Source organism: Nannocystis exedens (genome assembly GCF_002343915.1).
GTDB classification, from domain to species: domain Bacteria; phylum Myxococcota_A; class Polyangia; order Nannocystales; family Nannocystaceae; genus Nannocystis; species Nannocystis exedens.
On record NZ_NETK01000001.1, the window covers coordinates 9,617,274 to 9,632,667 of the forward strand.

Below are 15,394 nucleotides of genomic sequence, written 5' to 3' on the forward strand. Positions count from 1 at the left end.
CCGATTGCGGCGGCCGGGCGGTGCAGCGAGCCCCCAAGCACGGCCGCGCTCGCAAGGGCCACAATTGGCCCGCGGGGGGGTTCCCCAGGGCTTGACGGGCGGGTATGGTTGGCACGCTCAGAAGGTGCCATCGCCCATGAAGCGGACCCTGCTCGGAACTTCTTTCCTCGCCACCCTCCTGCTCAGCGCCTCGTTTTACGCGGGCAAACAGCCGGCCCTGGCCAACGCGGCTCCGGCCGCGGGCTCGGAGGTCGACCTCGGCGGCGGGTTCACGCTGCTGCGTCTCGCGGTCCCGGCCGACGGCCGCATCGGCGACATCCTGCGCAAGAACGCGCTGATCTCGAGCGGCTTCGAGGTCATCGACCGCCGCAGCATCCCGGCCGCGCTGATCAAGGCCAACGACTTCGACCAGAAGGGCTGGCAGGACATCGGCGCCCAGGCCGTCATCCTCGCCGACGAGGTCGGCGGTCAGTTCAAGTTCCGCCTGTTCGACCTCGGCGCGGGCGGCAAGCCGGTGCTGTCGCGCGGCTACGCGGCCAACGATCCGCTCAAGGCCGCCAACCGGTTCATGAACGACGTGATCGAGCACTACACGAAGATCCCCGGCGTGTTCGGCTCGCGCATCGCGTTCGTCCGCACCAACCGCACGCCCACGGTCACGAAGAACGTGTTCACGATCGAGATGAACGGCGAGTCGCCGGCCTCGATCACCAACAACCGCTCGCTCAACATCTCGCCGTCGATCGGCCCCGGCGGGCAGGTGCTCTTCACCTCCTACGCCAAGCGCAACCCCGACCTGTGGATGAGCTCCGGCGGCTCGCTGAGCCGGATCAGCACCCAGCGCGGCCTCAACCTCGGCGGCGTGATGAGCCCCGACGGCTCGAGCATCGCGCTCACGCTGTCGAAGGACGGCAACTCCGAGATCTACCTGATCGACACCGGCGGCACGATCAAGGCCCGCCTCACCAACAACGCGGCGATCGACGGCTCGCCGACGTGGAGCCCGGGCTCGAACCAGCTCGCGTTCGTGTCGAGCCGCTCCGGCGGTCCGCAGGTGTTCCGCATGGGCTCCAACGGCGCCGGCGCGACCCGCCTGACCAAGCAGGGCAGCTACAACCAGACGCCCGACTGGAACCCCGGCCAGGGCGCCCGCGCCAACCTCGTCGCCTACGCCGGCCGCGACAACTCCAACCGCTACGACATCTTCTCGATCGACGTCGGCAGCGGCAAGCTGGCGCGCCTGACCCAGAACCCGGGCCGCAACCTCGACCCGACCTGGTCGCCCGACGGCCGCATGATCGCGTTCCAGTCGACCGTCGGCGGCATCGTCGTCGCCAACGACAAGGGCAACAACCAGCAGGTCATTGCCAAGGCCGGCACCACGCCCGACTGGGGCCCGCGCAGCGAGTAGGTCCTTCGGGACATGTTCCCAAACTCAGGTGAGCCTGCGACGCCGCGCGCCGCGGATCCGCGAGGATCCTGGCGCGCGGTCATCGATATCGGGACCAACAGCGTCCTGCTGCTCGTCGCCCGCTGGCGCGGCGAGGAGATCGAGATCGCGCTCGACCAGGCGACGATCACCCGCCTCGGCAAGGGCGTCGCCGCGACCGGCGTGCTGGCGTCGGAGTCGATCGCGCGTACGCTCGAGGTGCTGAAGCAGTACCGCGCGACGGCGGCGCAGTACGGCGCGACGCCGCTGGCGGTCACGACCGAGGGCGTGCGCCTGGCCAAGAACCGCGACGAATTCCTGCGTCCGGCGGGCGAGGTGCTCGGGGCGCCGGTGCGGCTGCTCAGCGGCGCGGAGGAGGCCGAGCTGTCGTTCCGCTCGGTCGCGCAGGAGCACGGCTCGGCCGCGCCGCTGCGCGTGCTCGACATCGGCGGCGGCTCGACCGAGCTCGCGGTGGGCGAGGGCGAGCGGCTGATCTCGTCGGTGTCGCACCCGATCGGCGCGGTGCGCCTGTACGAGCGGTTCGTGGCCCACGATCCGCCGGAGCCGGCCGAGGTCGCGCAGATCGAGATCGAGGCGCTGGAGACGTTCCAGCGCGGGCAGCCGCTGGAGCCGTACCCGATCCTCACCGGCCTCGCGGGCACGGTCACGACCGCGGCGGCGATGCTGCGCGGGCTGCAGGCGTACGACCGCGAGGCGGTCGACTGCAAGGCGTTCGCCTACGTCCAGGTCCGCGACCTCCGCGATCGCGCGGCCCAGGTCACCGCGGAGGAGCGGTGCCAAATCTGGCCGGCGCTCGACCCGGCGCGCGCCGACGTGATCGTCGCCGGGCTGACGATCCTGGTGGCGGCGATGCAGCACTGCGGGGCCAGCAGCCTGGTCGTGCGCGACCGCGGGCTGCGCTACGCGCTGATCGAGAAGGATTGATGCGCGTCGACCTCCACTGCCACTCGACCTGCTCGGACGGCAGTTTGACGCCGACCGAGGTGGCCACGCGCGCGCAGGCCGAGGGCGTCCAGCTGTTCTGTCTGACCGACCACGACTCGGTGGCCGGCTACGAGGCGACCGCGGCGGCGCTGCCGAACACCCGGGTGCTGCGGGGGGTCGAGCTGAGCTGCCGCCACGCCGGCAAGACGGTCCACCTGCTGATCTACGGGATCCGCGACGGGAGCGGGCTGACGGCGCTGCAGGGCCGGCTCGAACATGTCCTCGAGGACAGGCGCGCGCGGCTCAAGGCGATCATCGCCCGCCTGCGCCGGCTCGGGGTCAAGCTCGACGGCGAGAAGATCCTCATCGCCACCCACGGCCACACGCCCGGCCGGCCCGACGTCGCGCGCGCGCTGGTCGAGGCCGGGGTGGTCCGCTCGCAGCGCGAGGCGTTCGAGCGCTACCTCCACGACGGCGGCCCGGCCGACGTCGCGCTCGAGCGGGTGTCGCTCGACGAGGGCCTCCGCCTCGGCCGCAACTCGGGGGCCAAGATGTCGCTGGCCCACCCGCACACGCTGCGCTCGCCGCAGCTCGTCGACGAGATGTTCGCGCAGTACAAGTCGGCCGGTCTCGAGGGCATCGAGGCCTACTACGGCCGCTACGGGTCGCAGGAGCGCGGGTTGTGGCTGAACGTGGCGAAGCGGCGCGAGCTGGTCGTCACCGGCGGGTCGGACTTCCACGGGGCGGCGGTGCCGGAGATCCGTCAGCCGGGCATCGATCTGCCCGAGCGCCACGCGGAGCGCCTGCAGGCCTGGCTGACGGAGTGAGCGCGGGCCGGGGGCGCCGCGTCCGGTTTGAACTTTACGACAGGTGCGAATGGCCAGGTCCGAACGGGCAGGGTCGAAGAGGCAGGTACAGGTGAGCGCGGGCGGCGGCGAGACCGGGGCGGAGCGGCGGGGCGAGGAGCGGCCGGTGCTGCTGCGCGTCGAGGGGCTGTCGATCGCGCGGCCGGACGGCTCACCGCTGGTCGAGGCGCTGGCGCTGACGCTGCGGGCCGGCGAGACGGCCGCGGTGTTCGGGGCCAGCGGGGCCGGCAAGTCGACGCTGATGGCGGCGCTGCACGACGCGGAGGGCCTGCGCGCGCGGGGGTTCACGGTCCGCGCGGCGACGTTCACGGCGGCCGGCGCGGTCGGGATCGTGCCGCAGCGCGGGGCGCTGCTCGACCACCTGAGCGCGGCCGGCAACATCGCCCTGGCGCTGCGCAACGCCGAGCAGCCGGTGCCCGCGACGCCGCAGGAGGTCGAGCGCTGGATCGCCGCGCTCGACCTGCCGCGGCGGTGGCGCGACGAGGGACAGGCGGTCGCGCACGTCAGCGGCGGCGAGGCCCAGCGCCTGGCGGTCGCGCGCACGCTGGCGGGCGGGCGGCGGATCTTGCTGCTCGACGAGCCGTCGGTCGGGCTCGACCCGCTGCGCGTCGATCGGCTGGCGACGGCGCTGCGCGGGCAGATCGCCGGCCAGAGCGCGGCCGCGCTGGCGATCACCCACGACCTCGAGTTCGCGGCCGGCTTCGCCGATCGCTTCCTCTACCTCGATTCGGCGGCGGGGTGCCTGGTCGAGCTGCCGATCACCCGCGGCGAGACGGCGGCCGCGACGGTGACGGCGCTCGGCGCGGCGCTGCGCGAGCTGCTGGCCAAAGAGACAGGTCATGCCGGCGGCCGGCCGCGCGTGCGGCCGTGGGCGCGGATCAAGGCTGTCTTTGCGGACATGTCGGCGCCGTTCGCGGTGCTGGCCCGGGCGCTGGCGGCCGCCCCGGCGGCGCTGGCCCGGCCGCGCGACTTCGCCGAGGTGGCCCGGGTGACGTTCGCCCAGGGGCTGTGGCGCCCGCTCGGCTTCATCGCCGCGGTGTCGCTGCTGGTCGGGTTCACGCTGCTCTACATCTTCCATCGCGCGTTCTCGGGCGGCGGGGTGCCGGTGCGGCCGGACAAGATCTTCGCCCTGATCGGGTCGATGCACGTGCTGGCCCTGGCGCCGCCGCTGTCGGCGATCCTGTTCGCGGCGACCTCGGGCAGCGCGGTCGCGGCGTGGCTCGGCGGGATGTCGTTGACGCGCCAGACGGCGGCGTTGCGCGGGCTCGGGATCGCCGAGGCGCGCTACCTGTGGCTGCCGGCGGTGCTCGGGCTGGCGCTCGCGTACGTGGTGCTGGCGGCGGTGTTCACCGGCGGGATGGTGCTCGGCGGGCTCGTCTACTTGAAGGTGCAGGTCCCGGCGATCGCCGATCCCTGGGTGGTCGTCACCGCCGACCTGCTCGATCCGCCGGCCGCGCGCGCGCCGTTCCGCGCGCGCGCGCTCGTGCTGGTCGCGCTCTACGCCGGCGGGATCGCGGCGGACGCGGTGGCGAAGGGCTCCAGCGACAAGGCCAGCGCCGACGCCGTGACCGCGGCGATGGTGCGCAGCGTGATGGCCTGTACGCTGTGGGTGGTGGCGCTCGAGCTGGCGTCGCTGGTCGTGCTGTATGGCGCTCGCGGAGGATAAGTGGCGGCTCGCGTCGATGGCCGGCCTGGCCGGGCTGGCGCTGGCGGGCGCGCTGCTGGCCGTCGGGCGCGGGGCGCTGCTCGAGGCGGCCGCCGTCGAGCCGTTCCGCGTCGAGGTCGCACGCCCGCACGCGCCGGCGACGGACGGGCGCTGGTCGGGGCGGGTGGTGCCGACCGAGCTGGCGGCGCGGGCGGTGGTGCGCGTCGACGGGGAGGTCCGTGTCGGTCCTGCAGGACATGTGCTGAAGAACATGTCCGAAGGGACGAATGACGCTGCGGGAAGTCCGGAAGGACATGTGCAAGAGGGCATGTTTGAGGGGGCATTGTCGGTCGAGCTCGGCGAGGCGCCGGGTCTGCGGTTGATCGAGGTCGAGCTGCCGCGGCAGGGGGGCGCCGAGGTGGCGACCGACGCGGCGCTGGTCGGGCCGTTCCGCGCGCGCTACGACGACTCGCCGGGGTGCGGGGCAGGGGTGCGGGTGGCGGCCGCCGCGATCGATCGGCTGGTCCTGCCGCCGCTGCGCGAGAAGCTGCTGGCGGCCGCGCCGTCGATCGGGCTGCTCGGGCCGGGGACGACGCTCGAGGAGGCGAGCGTGACGCTGCAGGGCGACGCGCTGTGGTTCCGCGTCGCGCTCGCCGGGGAGCACCGGATCGCGGTGTCCGGGGCGCTCGAGGTGCGGGTGGCCGGTCCGCGCCAGCTCGGCGTGCGCCTGGCCTCGCTCGGGCCGGTCGAGTTCACCGGGAAGCTGCGCACGCGGGCGACGCTCGGGGCGGCGGGGCTCGGGGCGATCGTGACGGGGCCGCTGGCGCCGCTCGGGGCGCTGGCCGGCTACGCGCTGGCCGACGGCTACATCGACCGGCGGGCCCGGCAGGAGGTCGAGACGCAGCTGACGGCGGCGCTGGCGGTGGCCAGCGCGATCCCGCTGATCCCCGAGCGCGCCGAGCTGATCGTCGGCGAGCCGCGCTCGCGCGCGACGCTGGCGTTCTGCGCGGTGGCCATCGAGTCGGGCGGGATCGCGGCGCACCTGTCCGTGCGGCCAGACCGACCTGATCCGACGACCCGCGAGGAGGCGAGCCGGGTGCGCACGCGGCTGGCGGCGATTCCGGGGCCGGCGCGGCACGGGATCGAGCTGCCGCCGCTGCGGCCGGTGGCGCCGCAGGCCGACGCGGAGGTCGAGCTCAGCCTCGACACCGTCGACGCGCTGCTCGACGCGTGGACCGCCAACGGGCTGCTCGGCGACCTGATGGGGCGGGCGCAATGGGTCGAGCGGGTCGACGCGGCGCTCGGCGAGTGGACGACGCTCGGGCTGGCGGAGATCGAGGTCCGCCTGCCGCCGTCGCTGTCCCCGGGGACAGGTGACGGCTGGGCCCTGACCGTCGCGGGGCTGCGGCTGGGGCTGACGGGCACCGAGGGCGAGGATCCCGGCGAGGTGCTGGTCGCGGGGCGCGGGTTCGTGCGCCCGCACTACGACGCCGCGCGCGGGCGGCTCGCGCTGTCCGGGGCGCTCGACCGCCTGCGCCTGTCGTGTGCGCGCGCCGGGGCGCTGTGGCCGTGCTTCGCCGCGCTGCTCGAGATGGGCGACGTCGAGGCGAGGCTCGACGCGCTGCTCGCCCCGGGCGCCGCGGGGCTGCCGGGGATCGAGGTGCGGGCGCTGCTGCGCGACGGCACGCGAGCGCTGCGCGACGGCGGGCTGGAGCTGGCCGATCTGGCGATCACCTATCCGGCCCCGGGCGTGCTGCGCGTGGCGGCCGAGGTGCGCTGAGGCGGAGCTGCAAGGGCGGCCTTGAGGCTCGTCCCGCCTGAGGGGGCGCGGAGGTTGGGACGGCCGAGGTCCTCCATCACCCCCTCACGCGGAACAATAAAAGGAGCGAGGGCGTGGTGCGCGGCTGCGATCGGATGCCTCGGAGGGCATGTCCATGCGAGCATGCCCTGATGGACATGCCGTAAAAGACATGTTTTTCAGGCGTCCGCTGGATCGCGCGGCTGCGGCGGTCAGTCCTGCTTGCCCGGGTCCTTGCGGTCGAAGCGCTCGCGGGCGCGGGCAATCTCGCCGCGGTGGCCGTCGGCCCAGGCGGCCAGGGCGAGCACCGGGTCGAGCAGGGTGCGGCCGAGGTCGGTCAGCGCGTAGTCGACGCGCGGCGGGACGGTCGGGGTGACGGTGCGGGCGACCAGGCCGTCGCGCTCGAGGCCGCGCAGGGTCAAGGTCAGCATGCGCTGGGAGATGCCCTCGATCGTCCGCCGCAGCTCGCTGAACCGCAGCGGGCGGTCGCGCAGCATGCTGACGACGAGGACGCTCCACTTGTCGCCGACGCGGCTCAGGACGTCGCGCACCGCCACACAGGTCTCTTGCTCGTGCATGGTCGGGGACTCGGTTCCTTTTCATAACCCAGGCGGCCGGCGAAATGGACGGCGAACTGCCTGGGCGTGGCCGCGCCGTCAGCGGCGGCGGGTTCGCCGGGCGGCGCCGCTGCCGGGCAGCTCGGCCTCGGCCGCGACGGCGTCGAGCCGGCGGCCGATGTCGCTGATGGTGGCAGGAGCGACCTCGACCGCCCGCGCCTCGCGAGGCCAGCGCGCCAGGGCGGCGCGCACCTCGTCGACGATCGCCCGCGCGGTCTTCTCGTCGATCGAGGCGCGCCGGGCCAGGCGCAGCATGTGCTGCCAGGTCGGGCGACGGCCCTCGCCGTCGAGCGTCATGGTGTGCTCGCCGCCCGGGCCGGCGACGAAGTTGAGGTCGTAGGCGGGCGACAGCCGCCAGCCGCCCTCGCGGTCCATGAGGAAGGAGAAGTTCTTGCCGTGGTCGTCGCGGTTGTGCGCGAGCACGTTGAACACCATCTGCCGGAAGGCCTGCCGCACGTCGGGCTGCGCGCGCGTGAGGTGCATGGTGACGCGCAGCAGCATGTCGTAGTCGAGGTTCGGCTCGCGGAAGTCGGCGTCGAGCAGGCCGGCGAGGGTGTGGACGTGGGTGCGCGCGCCGGCCTCGTCGCGGTCGAACCGGCGCACGCCGAAGAACCGCTGGCCGTTCTTCGCCACGAACAGCCGCGTGTCGGGCACCCAGAGTCCGGCGTGGCGCGCGAGGCGGGCGTAGACGTGCTCGATCGCCCCTACGTCGCGCTGCTCGTCGCCGGCCCAGAACTTGATCAGCCACGGCTCGTGGCCCGGCGGCGGCACGGCTGTCCCAAAGACCATGCTGTCCCCGCGGACAGCCACGAGCACCTTCGGCCGCGCGCCGCCGGGCGAGCCGCCGGCGTGCTGCAGCACCGGCAGGAGCTCCGACGGGTGGCCGCGGTAGACCTCCTCGGCGGCGGCGGCGAGCCGGTCGAGGGGGATCGATCGGTCGGCGACGGGCTCGGCGTCGGTACACGGGTGGAAGGTCAGGGCGCCCATGGTGCGCGCGCCGAGGTGCGCGAGGCGATCGAGCGGCGACAGCTGCTCGGGCACGAGGCCGCGCTTGCGGAACAGCCGGTCCATCAGCAAGAGGCCCCAGCCGTCGGGCAGGGCGTCGGCGAACACGCCGTGCAGGCGCGTGGTCGCCGGGGCTTTGAAGATGCCTGGCTGAAGGGCCAGCTTGAGCGGCGAGATCGAGGGGCCGCGGGCCAGCCAGGCCGGGGCGTACTCGAAGTAGATGGCGCGCTCGTGCAGCAGCAGGTGGCCGACGACCCCGATGTCGTCGGCGGCGCGCTCGAGCCGGACCTCGAGCTTGCGAACGAGCGGCGTCATCGCCGACCTCGCTGGCGCGCGGGCGCCTGGCTGCGCCGCTCGAGCTCGGCCAGCGAGCGCGCGGGCGGCGGGGCGAACACCGCCTCGAACTGGTCGAGACAGCCGAGCGCGAGCGCGAGCTTGAGCAGGTTGTCGAGCGCGATCTGGCCGGTCGTCTCGAACCGCTTGACCGTGCCGGCGCTGATGCCGGCCCGCTCCGCCAGCGTCTCGCGCTTCCAGTCGCGCGCCAGCCGGAGCTCCTTCATGCGCCCGGCCAGGCGCTGCGCGACCTCCTCGGCGGTGAAGAGCATAAAGGATAATATAGTTTCTTTTGAGGGGCGGACAACCGAATTAAGGTAAAAATATGTGCTGTAACATGGGCAGGCCGCGCGCGAGAAAGCCCGCCGCCTCGAGCGAGGGGCGGGCTTCGTGGCGTGACTCCGGACCTCTCAGCCGCGGAGCTTGCCGAGCAGGGCGTCGACGTTCTTCTTGGCGTCGCCGTAGAGCATGCGGGTGTTCTCCTTGTAGAAGAGCGGGTTGTCGACGCCGGCGTAGCCGACGCCCTTGCCGCGCTTCATGACGATCACCGTCTTGGCCTTCCACACCTCGATCACGGGCATGCCGGCGATCGGGCTGGAGGGGTCGTCCTGGGCGCCGGGGTTGACGATGTCGTTGGCGCCGATGACGAGCACGAGGTCGGTGTTCGGGCAGTCGTGGTTGATCTCGTCCATCTCGAGGACGATGTCGTAGGGCACGTTGGCCTCGGCCAGGAGCACGTTCATGTGGCCGGGCAGGCGGCCCGCGACCGGGTGGATGGCGAAGCGGAAGTTGGCGCCGGCCTTGCGCAGGATCTTGGCGATCTCGGCCACCGGGTGCTGCGCCTGCGCGACCGCCATGCCGTAGCCGGGCACGACCATGATGTTGCGAGCGGAGCGCATCAGCTCGACGGTGCCGTCGAGGTCGATCTCGCGGCACTCGCCGACCGGCTGGGCGACGGCGCCCTTGGGCGCCGGGGCCCCGCCGTCCGAGCCGAAGCCGCCGGCGATGACGCTGATGAACGAGCGGTTCATCGCCCGGCACATGATGTACGAGAGGATCGCGCCGCTGCTGCCGACCAGCGCGCCGGTGACGATCAGGAGATCGTTGCTCAGCATGAAGCCGGCGGCGGCGGCGGCCCAGCCGGAGTAGCTGTTGAGCATCGACACCACGACGGGCATGTCGGCGCCGCCGATGGCCATGACCATGTGGACGCCGATCACGCTGGCGATGCCGGTCATGATCAGCAGCGGGGTGAGGCCGTGGTGCGGGTCGGCGAGGAACTGCCAGCCGAGGAACACGCAGCCGAGCACCATCGCCAGGTTGAGCAGGTGACGGCCGGGCAGGGTCAGCGGCTTGCCGCCGATGCTGCCGCGCAGCTTGAGGAAGGCGATGATCGAGCCGGTGAAGGTGATCGCGCCGATGAACACGCCGATGTAGATCTCGACGTTGTGGACCGTGTCGGCGTGGCTCGTGGCGCCGAGGTACGACGACAGGCCGACCAGCACCGCGGCGGCGCCGACGAAGCTGTGCAGCACGGCGACGAGCTCGGGCATCGCGGTCATGGCGACGCGGGCGGCCAGGACGGCGCCGATCAGCGCGCCGGGGATGATCGCGGCGGCGAGGATGGCGAAGCCGCTGCCGCTGATGTTCATCATCTTGTCGGCGTTCATGCCGACGGCGGTGGCGACGACCGCGAGCAGCATGCCGATGATGCCGTAGAGGTTGCCGCGGCGGGCGGTCTCCTGGCGCGAGAGGCCGCCGAGGCTGAGGATGAACAGCGCGCTGGCGGCGATGTAGATGACGGTGAGGAGGCTGTACGACATCGTGGAGGTCCCCGCCGCTTACTTGCGGAACATCTTCAGCATGCGCTGGGTGACGAGGAAGCCGCCGGCGACGTTGATCATCGCCAGCAAGATGGCGGCCGCGCCGAGCAAGGTCGCCGCCGAGGTCGGGGCGCCCGAGATCTGCAGCATGCCGCCGATGATGATGATGCCGCTGATCGCGTTGGTGACGCTCATCAGCGGGGTGTGCAGCGCCGGCGAGACGCTCCAGACGACCTGGTAGCCGATGAAGCAGGCCAGCACGAACACGGTGAAGTGGCTGAGGAAGCTCGACTTGTCGTCGACGCCGACGCCGATGCCGACCAGCGCGACGCCGGCGAGCACGAGCGGCCACGGGCTCGACTCGCCCCCCGGCGGGCCGTGGCCGTGGCTCTTCGCCGGCGGAGCCGACAAGCGCGGCGGTTCGGGGGCGGCGGCGACGGGGGCGGCGGGCTTCGGCGCGGCCGCAGGCGCAGGCGCAGGGGCGGCGGGCGCTGCGGGCCGCGGCGGGGGCCACTTGAGCTCGCCCCGGTAGGTGATGAGGCAGCCGCGCACGACCTCGTCGTTCTCGTCGATGCGGAAGTTCGCGGCCTTGCCCATGTCGTCGAGCAGGTGGCACAGGTTGGTGCCGTAGAGCTGGCTCGACTGCGCGGCCATGCGGCTCGGCAGGTCGGTGTAGCCGATGATCGTGACGCCGGCGTGGACGATCTTCTCGCCGGGCTGGGTCAGCTCGCAGTTGCCACCTGTCTCGGCGGCCAGGTCGACGATGACCGAGCCGGGCTTCATGCGTTCGACCATGTCGCGCAAGATCAGCTTGGGCGCCGGCTTGCCGGGGATCAGCGCGGTCGTGACGATGATGTCGACCTCCTCCGCCTGGCGGCGGAACAGGTCCATCTCGGCGGCGATGAAGGCCGGGCTCATCTCCTTGGCGTAGCCGCCGACGCCGGTGCCGTCCTCCTGGAAGTCGAGCTCGAGGAACTCGGCGCCCATGCTCTCGACCTGCTCCTTGACGACGGGGCGGGTGTCGAAGGCGCGGACGATCGCACCGAGGCCGCGCGCGACGCCGATGACGGCGAGGCCGGCCACGCCGGCGCCGATCACCAGCAGCTTGGCCGGCGGGACCTTGCCGGCCGCGGTGATCTGGCCGGTGAAGAAGCGGCCGAACACGTTGGCGGCCTCGATGACGGCGCGGTAGCCGGAGATGTTGCCCATCGACGACAGGGCGTCGAGCTTCTGCGCGCGGGAGATCCGCGGGACCGCGTCCATGCCGAGCACGGTGACGCCGCGGCTGCGCAGGCGCTCGACCAGGTCAAGGTTCTGCGCCGGCCAGATGAAGCTGATGAGCACCTGGCCCTCGCGCGCGAGGTCGGCCTCGAAGCTGCTTGGCGGGCGGACCTTGAGGACGATATCGACCTGTCCCCAAAGACCGGCGGCATCGGCCGCGATCCCGCAGCCGACGCTGGCATAGGCGTCGTCGCCGAATTCGGCGGCCGCGCCGGCGCCGGACTCGACCACGACGGAGAAGCCCTGACTCTGCAGGCGCTTGGCGGTGTCAGGGGTGGCAGCCACCCGGCGCTCGCCCGGGTAGATCTCCTTCGGAATGCCGATCTTCATAGCGTTGCGGGCTTGCGAGGCGGGCCCAACGAGGCCGCGGCAGCCGGCCCGAGAGATATCATGAGGTCGTTCGCGGCTCTAGCCGTTTCCTCGCCACAATCGGCAAATCCGGCCGCGCGGCGCCCGACCGCAGGCGTGTGAGCTTGAGCGGGCCCACGAGCGCACGACCTCGCCTCGCCCGGCGCTAGCCTCGGCCATGGCCGAGCCCCTGACCCACTTCGACCCCTCCGGGGCGGCGCGCATGGTCGCCGTGACCGACAAGCCGGAGACGGCGCGCGCCGCGGTGGCCGAGGCCCGCGTGCGCATGGCCCCGGCCACGCTCGAGCGGATCCGCGAGGGCCAGATCGGCAAGGGCGACGTGCTCGCGGTGGCCCGCCTGGCCGCGATCGCGGGCGCGAAGCAGACGCCGCAGCTCATCCCGCTGTGCCACCCGGTGCGGCTGACCGGGATCGACGTCGACTTCGCGCTCGAGCCCGAACTCCCCGGCGTCCGCGCCACCGTCCGCGTCAGCGCCGTCGACCGCACCGGCCCGGAGATGGAGGCGATGACGGCGGCGGCCGCCGCGGCGCTGACGATCTACGACATGTGCAAGGCGATCGACCGCGGGATGACGATCGAGTCGGTCTACCTGGTCGAAAAGTCAGGCGGGAAGTCGGGCGTGTGGACCCGCGGGGACGCGCCGTGAGCGAGCCGCGGGTCGAGCGCTTCGCCGGCGCGGCGGCCGAGCTGCGCGGGCTGCTCGGGCGGGCGTTCTGCGACAACCCGGGCATGGTCGCCACGCTCGGCGAGGAGCGCCCGACGCGGCTGGGGCGGGCCACTCGCTTGATGGGCGGGCTGTCCGGGATGGCGCTGCTCAGCGGGACGGTCGAGGTGATCCGCGTCGGCGGCGAGGTGGCGGCGGTGAGCCTGTCCTATGGGCCAGGTCAGAAGCCGCGCGGGCGAGCGCTGCTGCCGATGTACCTCGCGGGCGTCAGCACAGGCCCGCGCGCGCTGGTCCGGCTGCTGCGGCTCGACGAGTTCCTGCGCACGCATCACCCGCGCGCGCCGCACTTCTTCCTCGCGGTGCTGGGGGTCGAACCTGCCCTGCAGGGGCGCCGGCTCGGCTCGGCGCTGCTGCGCGCGCTGTCGGCCCGCGCCGACGCGGCCCGCGTGCCGTGCTACCTCGAGACCGACCGCGAGCCGGCCAAGCGCCTCTACATGCGCTACGGCTACGAGGTCGTCGGCGAGCACGACCTCGCCCACCTCGGTGGCGTGCGGTTCTGGCGGATGGAGCGGCCGCCGGCGCGCCGCTGATCCGTGGCGGATGGAGCGGCCGCCGGCGCGCCGCTGATCCGTGGCCGCCGGCGCGCCGCTGATTTGCGGCTACTCGACGGTGACCGACTTGGCGAGGTTGCGCGGCTGGTCGACGTCGGTGCCCTTCAGATCGGCGAAGTGATAGGCGAGCAGCTGCAGCGGGATGCTGGCGAGGATCGGCTGCAGCTCGCCGGCGACGTCGGGCACGAGGATGAGGTCGTCGGCGAGGTCGCCGATGGTGTGGTCGCCGAGGGTGGCGACGGCGATGATCTTGCCGCCGCGGGCGCGCACCTCCTCGAGGTTGGACAGCACCTTGCCGTAGCCGGGGCCGCGCTGGGCCAGGACGACCACGGGCATGGTGTTGTCGACCAGCGCGATCGGGCCGTGCTTCATCTCGCCGCTGGCGTGGCCCTCGGCGTGGATGTAGCTGATCTCCTTGAGCTTGAGCGCCCCCTCGAGGGCCACCGGGTAGCACAGGCCGCGGCCGAGGAAGAGGCAGTCGCGGGCGCCCTGGTGACGGCGGGCGACGATCCGGATCGCGGCGCTGGCGGCCAGGAGGTTGTCGATGTGGGCCGGCAGGTCCTGCAGACCGTCGATCAGGGCGCGCGCCCGCTCGGCGCCGAGGTGACCGGTGCGCCGCCCGAGGTGGATCGCCAGCAGCACCATCATGGTGAGCTGGGTGGTGAACGCCTTGGTCGAGGCGACGCTGATCTCGGGGCCGGCGTGGGTGTAGAGGACCCGGTCGGCGACGCGGCTGATGCTGGCGCCGAGGACGTTGCAGATCGCCAGGGTCTGGGCGCCGCGCTGCTTGGCCTCCTTGAGCGCGGCGATGGTGTCGGCGGTCTCGCCCGACTGGGTGATCGCCAGCGCGAGGTCGGTGGTGCGCACGATCGGGTCGCGGTAGCGGAACTCGCTGGCGATGTCGACCTCGACGGGGATCCGCGCGAGGCTCTCGATCAAAGAGCGACCGATGAGGGCGGCGTGGAAGCTGGTGCCGCAGGCGAGCATGACGATCCGCGCGCAGGCGTCGAGGCCCTTGCCGAGCAGATCGACGCCGTCGAAGCGGACGTCGTCGGCGACGACGCCCGCGCCGAGCATGGTGTCGCGGATCGCGCGCGGCTGCTCGTGGATCTCCTTGAGCATGTAGTGGCGGAAGCCCTGCTTCTCCGCGGCGGCGGGGCTCCACTCGACGCGCCGGCGCGGGCGTTGGACCGGCTTGCCGTGGGCGTCGACGAGCTCGTAGCTGGTCGGCGTGACGCGGGCGAGGTCGCCGTCCTCGAGGTCGACGACCACGCGCGTGTGTTGCAAGATCGCCGACACGTCGCTGGCGACGAAGTTCTCGGCGGCGGTGCTGTCCTCGCCGACCCCGGGCCCGCCGAGGCCGAGCAGCAGCGGGGCGCTGTGACGCGCGGCGACGATCGTGTCGGGCTGCTTCTGGTGGACGACGGCGATCGCCCACGCGCCCTCGAGCTGGGCCGTGGCGCGCACGACCGCCTGCAGGAAGTCGCCGCCGTCCTTGAGCTCGTGGGCGACGAGGTGGGCGATGACCTCGGTGTCGGTCTCGCTGGTGAACTGGCAGCCGGCCGCCTGCAGGCGCGCGCGCAGCTCGGCGTGGTTCTCGATGATGCCGTTGTGGACGACGGCGACGTCGCCGGCGCGGTGCGGGTGGGCGTTCTCTTCGGACGGGCGGCCGTGAGTGGCCCAGCGGGTGTGGCCGATGCCGCACGGCCCGGCGAGCGGGTGCTTCTCGAGCGCCTGCTCGAGGGCGACGATCTTGCCCTGGCAGCGCGCGAGCTGGACGGGGCCGCCGGTGGTCGAGGGGACGGCCACGCCGGCCGAGTCGTAGCCGCGATACTCGAGGCGGCGCAGGCCGCCGAGGAGGAGCGGGACGGCGGAGCGAGCGCCGGTGTAACCGATGATGCCGCACATGATGGAGTCTCCTGGCGAGAGGGGGCCCTGGAGTCGAGGGGGAGGCCACGGCCCGGGGGCCGTGAGAGTGAGTACCCGAAGGGCCGAGAATTGAATCCCC

The 15,394-nt window shown here is 72.8% G+C and carries 13 protein-coding genes; 7 read left to right on the top strand and 6 right to left on the bottom strand.

Going from position 1 to position 15,394, the window contains the following annotated elements; all coding sequences use genetic code 11:
- Nucleotides 1–136 precede the first annotated feature (136 nt).
- From NAEX_RS37510 to NAEX_RS37530, 5 genes are all read left to right on the top strand, one after another.
- Nucleotides 137–1,411 (top strand): PD40 domain-containing protein, encoded by a 1,275-nt coding sequence (locus NAEX_RS37510; protein ID WP_096332271.1) that lies wholly within the window; start codon nucleotides 137–139, stop codon nucleotides 1,409–1,411.
- Nucleotides 1,412–1,423: 12 nt separating this feature from the next.
- Nucleotides 1,424–2,374, top strand: coding sequence for a Ppx/GppA phosphatase family protein (locus tag NAEX_RS37515; RefSeq protein ID WP_096332272.1), 951 nt, complete (start codon nucleotides 1,424–1,426; stop codon nucleotides 2,372–2,374).
- Nucleotides 2,374–3,201 (top strand): PHP domain-containing protein, encoded by an 828-nt coding sequence (locus NAEX_RS37520; protein ID WP_096332273.1) that lies wholly within the window; start codon nucleotides 2,374–2,376, stop codon nucleotides 3,199–3,201. Before NAEX_RS37515 ends, NAEX_RS37520 begins: the two co-directional genes overlap by 1 nt.
- A gap of 91 nt (nucleotides 3,202–3,292) precedes the next feature.
- Complete coding sequence (locus tag NAEX_RS37525; protein WP_170136337.1) at nucleotides 3,293–4,906, top strand: ATP-binding cassette domain-containing protein; 1,614 nt, start codon at nucleotides 3,293–3,295, stop codon at nucleotides 4,904–4,906.
- Between the two features lie 16 nt (nucleotides 4,907–4,922).
- The gene (locus tag NAEX_RS37530) at nucleotides 4,923–6,665 is read left to right on the top strand and encodes a hypothetical protein (RefSeq protein ID WP_143141166.1); all 1,743 of its coding nucleotides are present in this window, start codon (nucleotides 4,923–4,925) and stop codon (nucleotides 6,663–6,665) included.
- Nucleotides 6,666–6,895: 230 nt separating this feature from the next.
- Here the strand turns inward: NAEX_RS37530 and NAEX_RS37535 are convergent, their stop codons facing one another.
- The 5 genes from NAEX_RS37535 to pntA form a co-directional block, all read right to left on the bottom strand.
- On the bottom strand, nucleotides 6,896–7,261 hold the full coding sequence (locus NAEX_RS37535; protein ID WP_096332276.1) for a winged helix-turn-helix transcriptional regulator: 366 nt from the start codon (nucleotides 7,259–7,261) through the stop codon (nucleotides 6,896–6,898).
- A gap of 78 nt (nucleotides 7,262–7,339) precedes the next feature.
- Nucleotides 7,340–8,620 carry a type II toxin-antitoxin system HipA family toxin gene (locus tag NAEX_RS37540; RefSeq protein ID WP_096332277.1) on the bottom strand — a complete coding sequence of 427 codons (1,281 nt, stop codon included), beginning with the start codon at nucleotides 8,618–8,620 and terminating at the stop codon, nucleotides 7,340–7,342.
- Nucleotides 8,617–8,910, bottom strand: coding sequence for a helix-turn-helix domain-containing protein (locus NAEX_RS37545; RefSeq protein ID WP_096332278.1), 294 nt, complete (start codon nucleotides 8,908–8,910; stop codon nucleotides 8,617–8,619). The genes NAEX_RS37540 and NAEX_RS37545 overlap by 4 nt, the downstream gene beginning before the upstream one ends.
- A gap of 138 nt (nucleotides 8,911–9,048) precedes the next feature.
- Nucleotides 9,049–10,461, bottom strand: coding sequence for an NAD(P)(+) transhydrogenase (Re/Si-specific) subunit beta (locus NAEX_RS37550; RefSeq protein ID WP_096332279.1), 1,413 nt, complete (start codon nucleotides 10,459–10,461; stop codon nucleotides 9,049–9,051).
- Nucleotides 10,462–10,479: 18 nt separating this feature from the next.
- The gene (pntA, locus tag NAEX_RS37555; RefSeq protein WP_096332280.1) at nucleotides 10,480–12,072 is read right to left on the bottom strand and encodes a Re/Si-specific NAD(P)(+) transhydrogenase subunit alpha; all 1,593 of its coding nucleotides are present in this window, start codon (nucleotides 12,070–12,072) and stop codon (nucleotides 10,480–10,482) included.
- A gap of 196 nt (nucleotides 12,073–12,268) precedes the next feature.
- On the opposite strand from pntA, the gene moaC reads away from it, so the two are divergent.
- Entirely contained in the window at nucleotides 12,269–12,757 is a 489-nt protein-coding gene (gene moaC, locus NAEX_RS37560; RefSeq protein WP_096332281.1) for a cyclic pyranopterin monophosphate synthase MoaC, read from the top strand.
- Nucleotides 12,754–13,365 carry a GNAT family N-acetyltransferase gene (locus NAEX_RS37565; protein ID WP_143141167.1) on the top strand — a complete coding sequence of 204 codons (612 nt, stop codon included), beginning with the start codon at nucleotides 12,754–12,756 and terminating at the stop codon, nucleotides 13,363–13,365. Before moaC ends, NAEX_RS37565 begins: the two co-directional genes overlap by 4 nt.
- Nucleotides 13,366–13,434: 69 nt before the next feature.
- On the opposite strand, the gene glmS is transcribed toward NAEX_RS37565, so the two are convergent.
- Nucleotides 13,435–15,294 (bottom strand): glutamine--fructose-6-phosphate transaminase (isomerizing), encoded by a 1,860-nt coding sequence (gene glmS / locus NAEX_RS37570; RefSeq protein ID WP_096332283.1) that lies wholly within the window; start codon nucleotides 15,292–15,294, stop codon nucleotides 13,435–13,437.
- Between the last annotated feature and the right edge of the window lie 100 nt (nucleotides 15,295–15,394).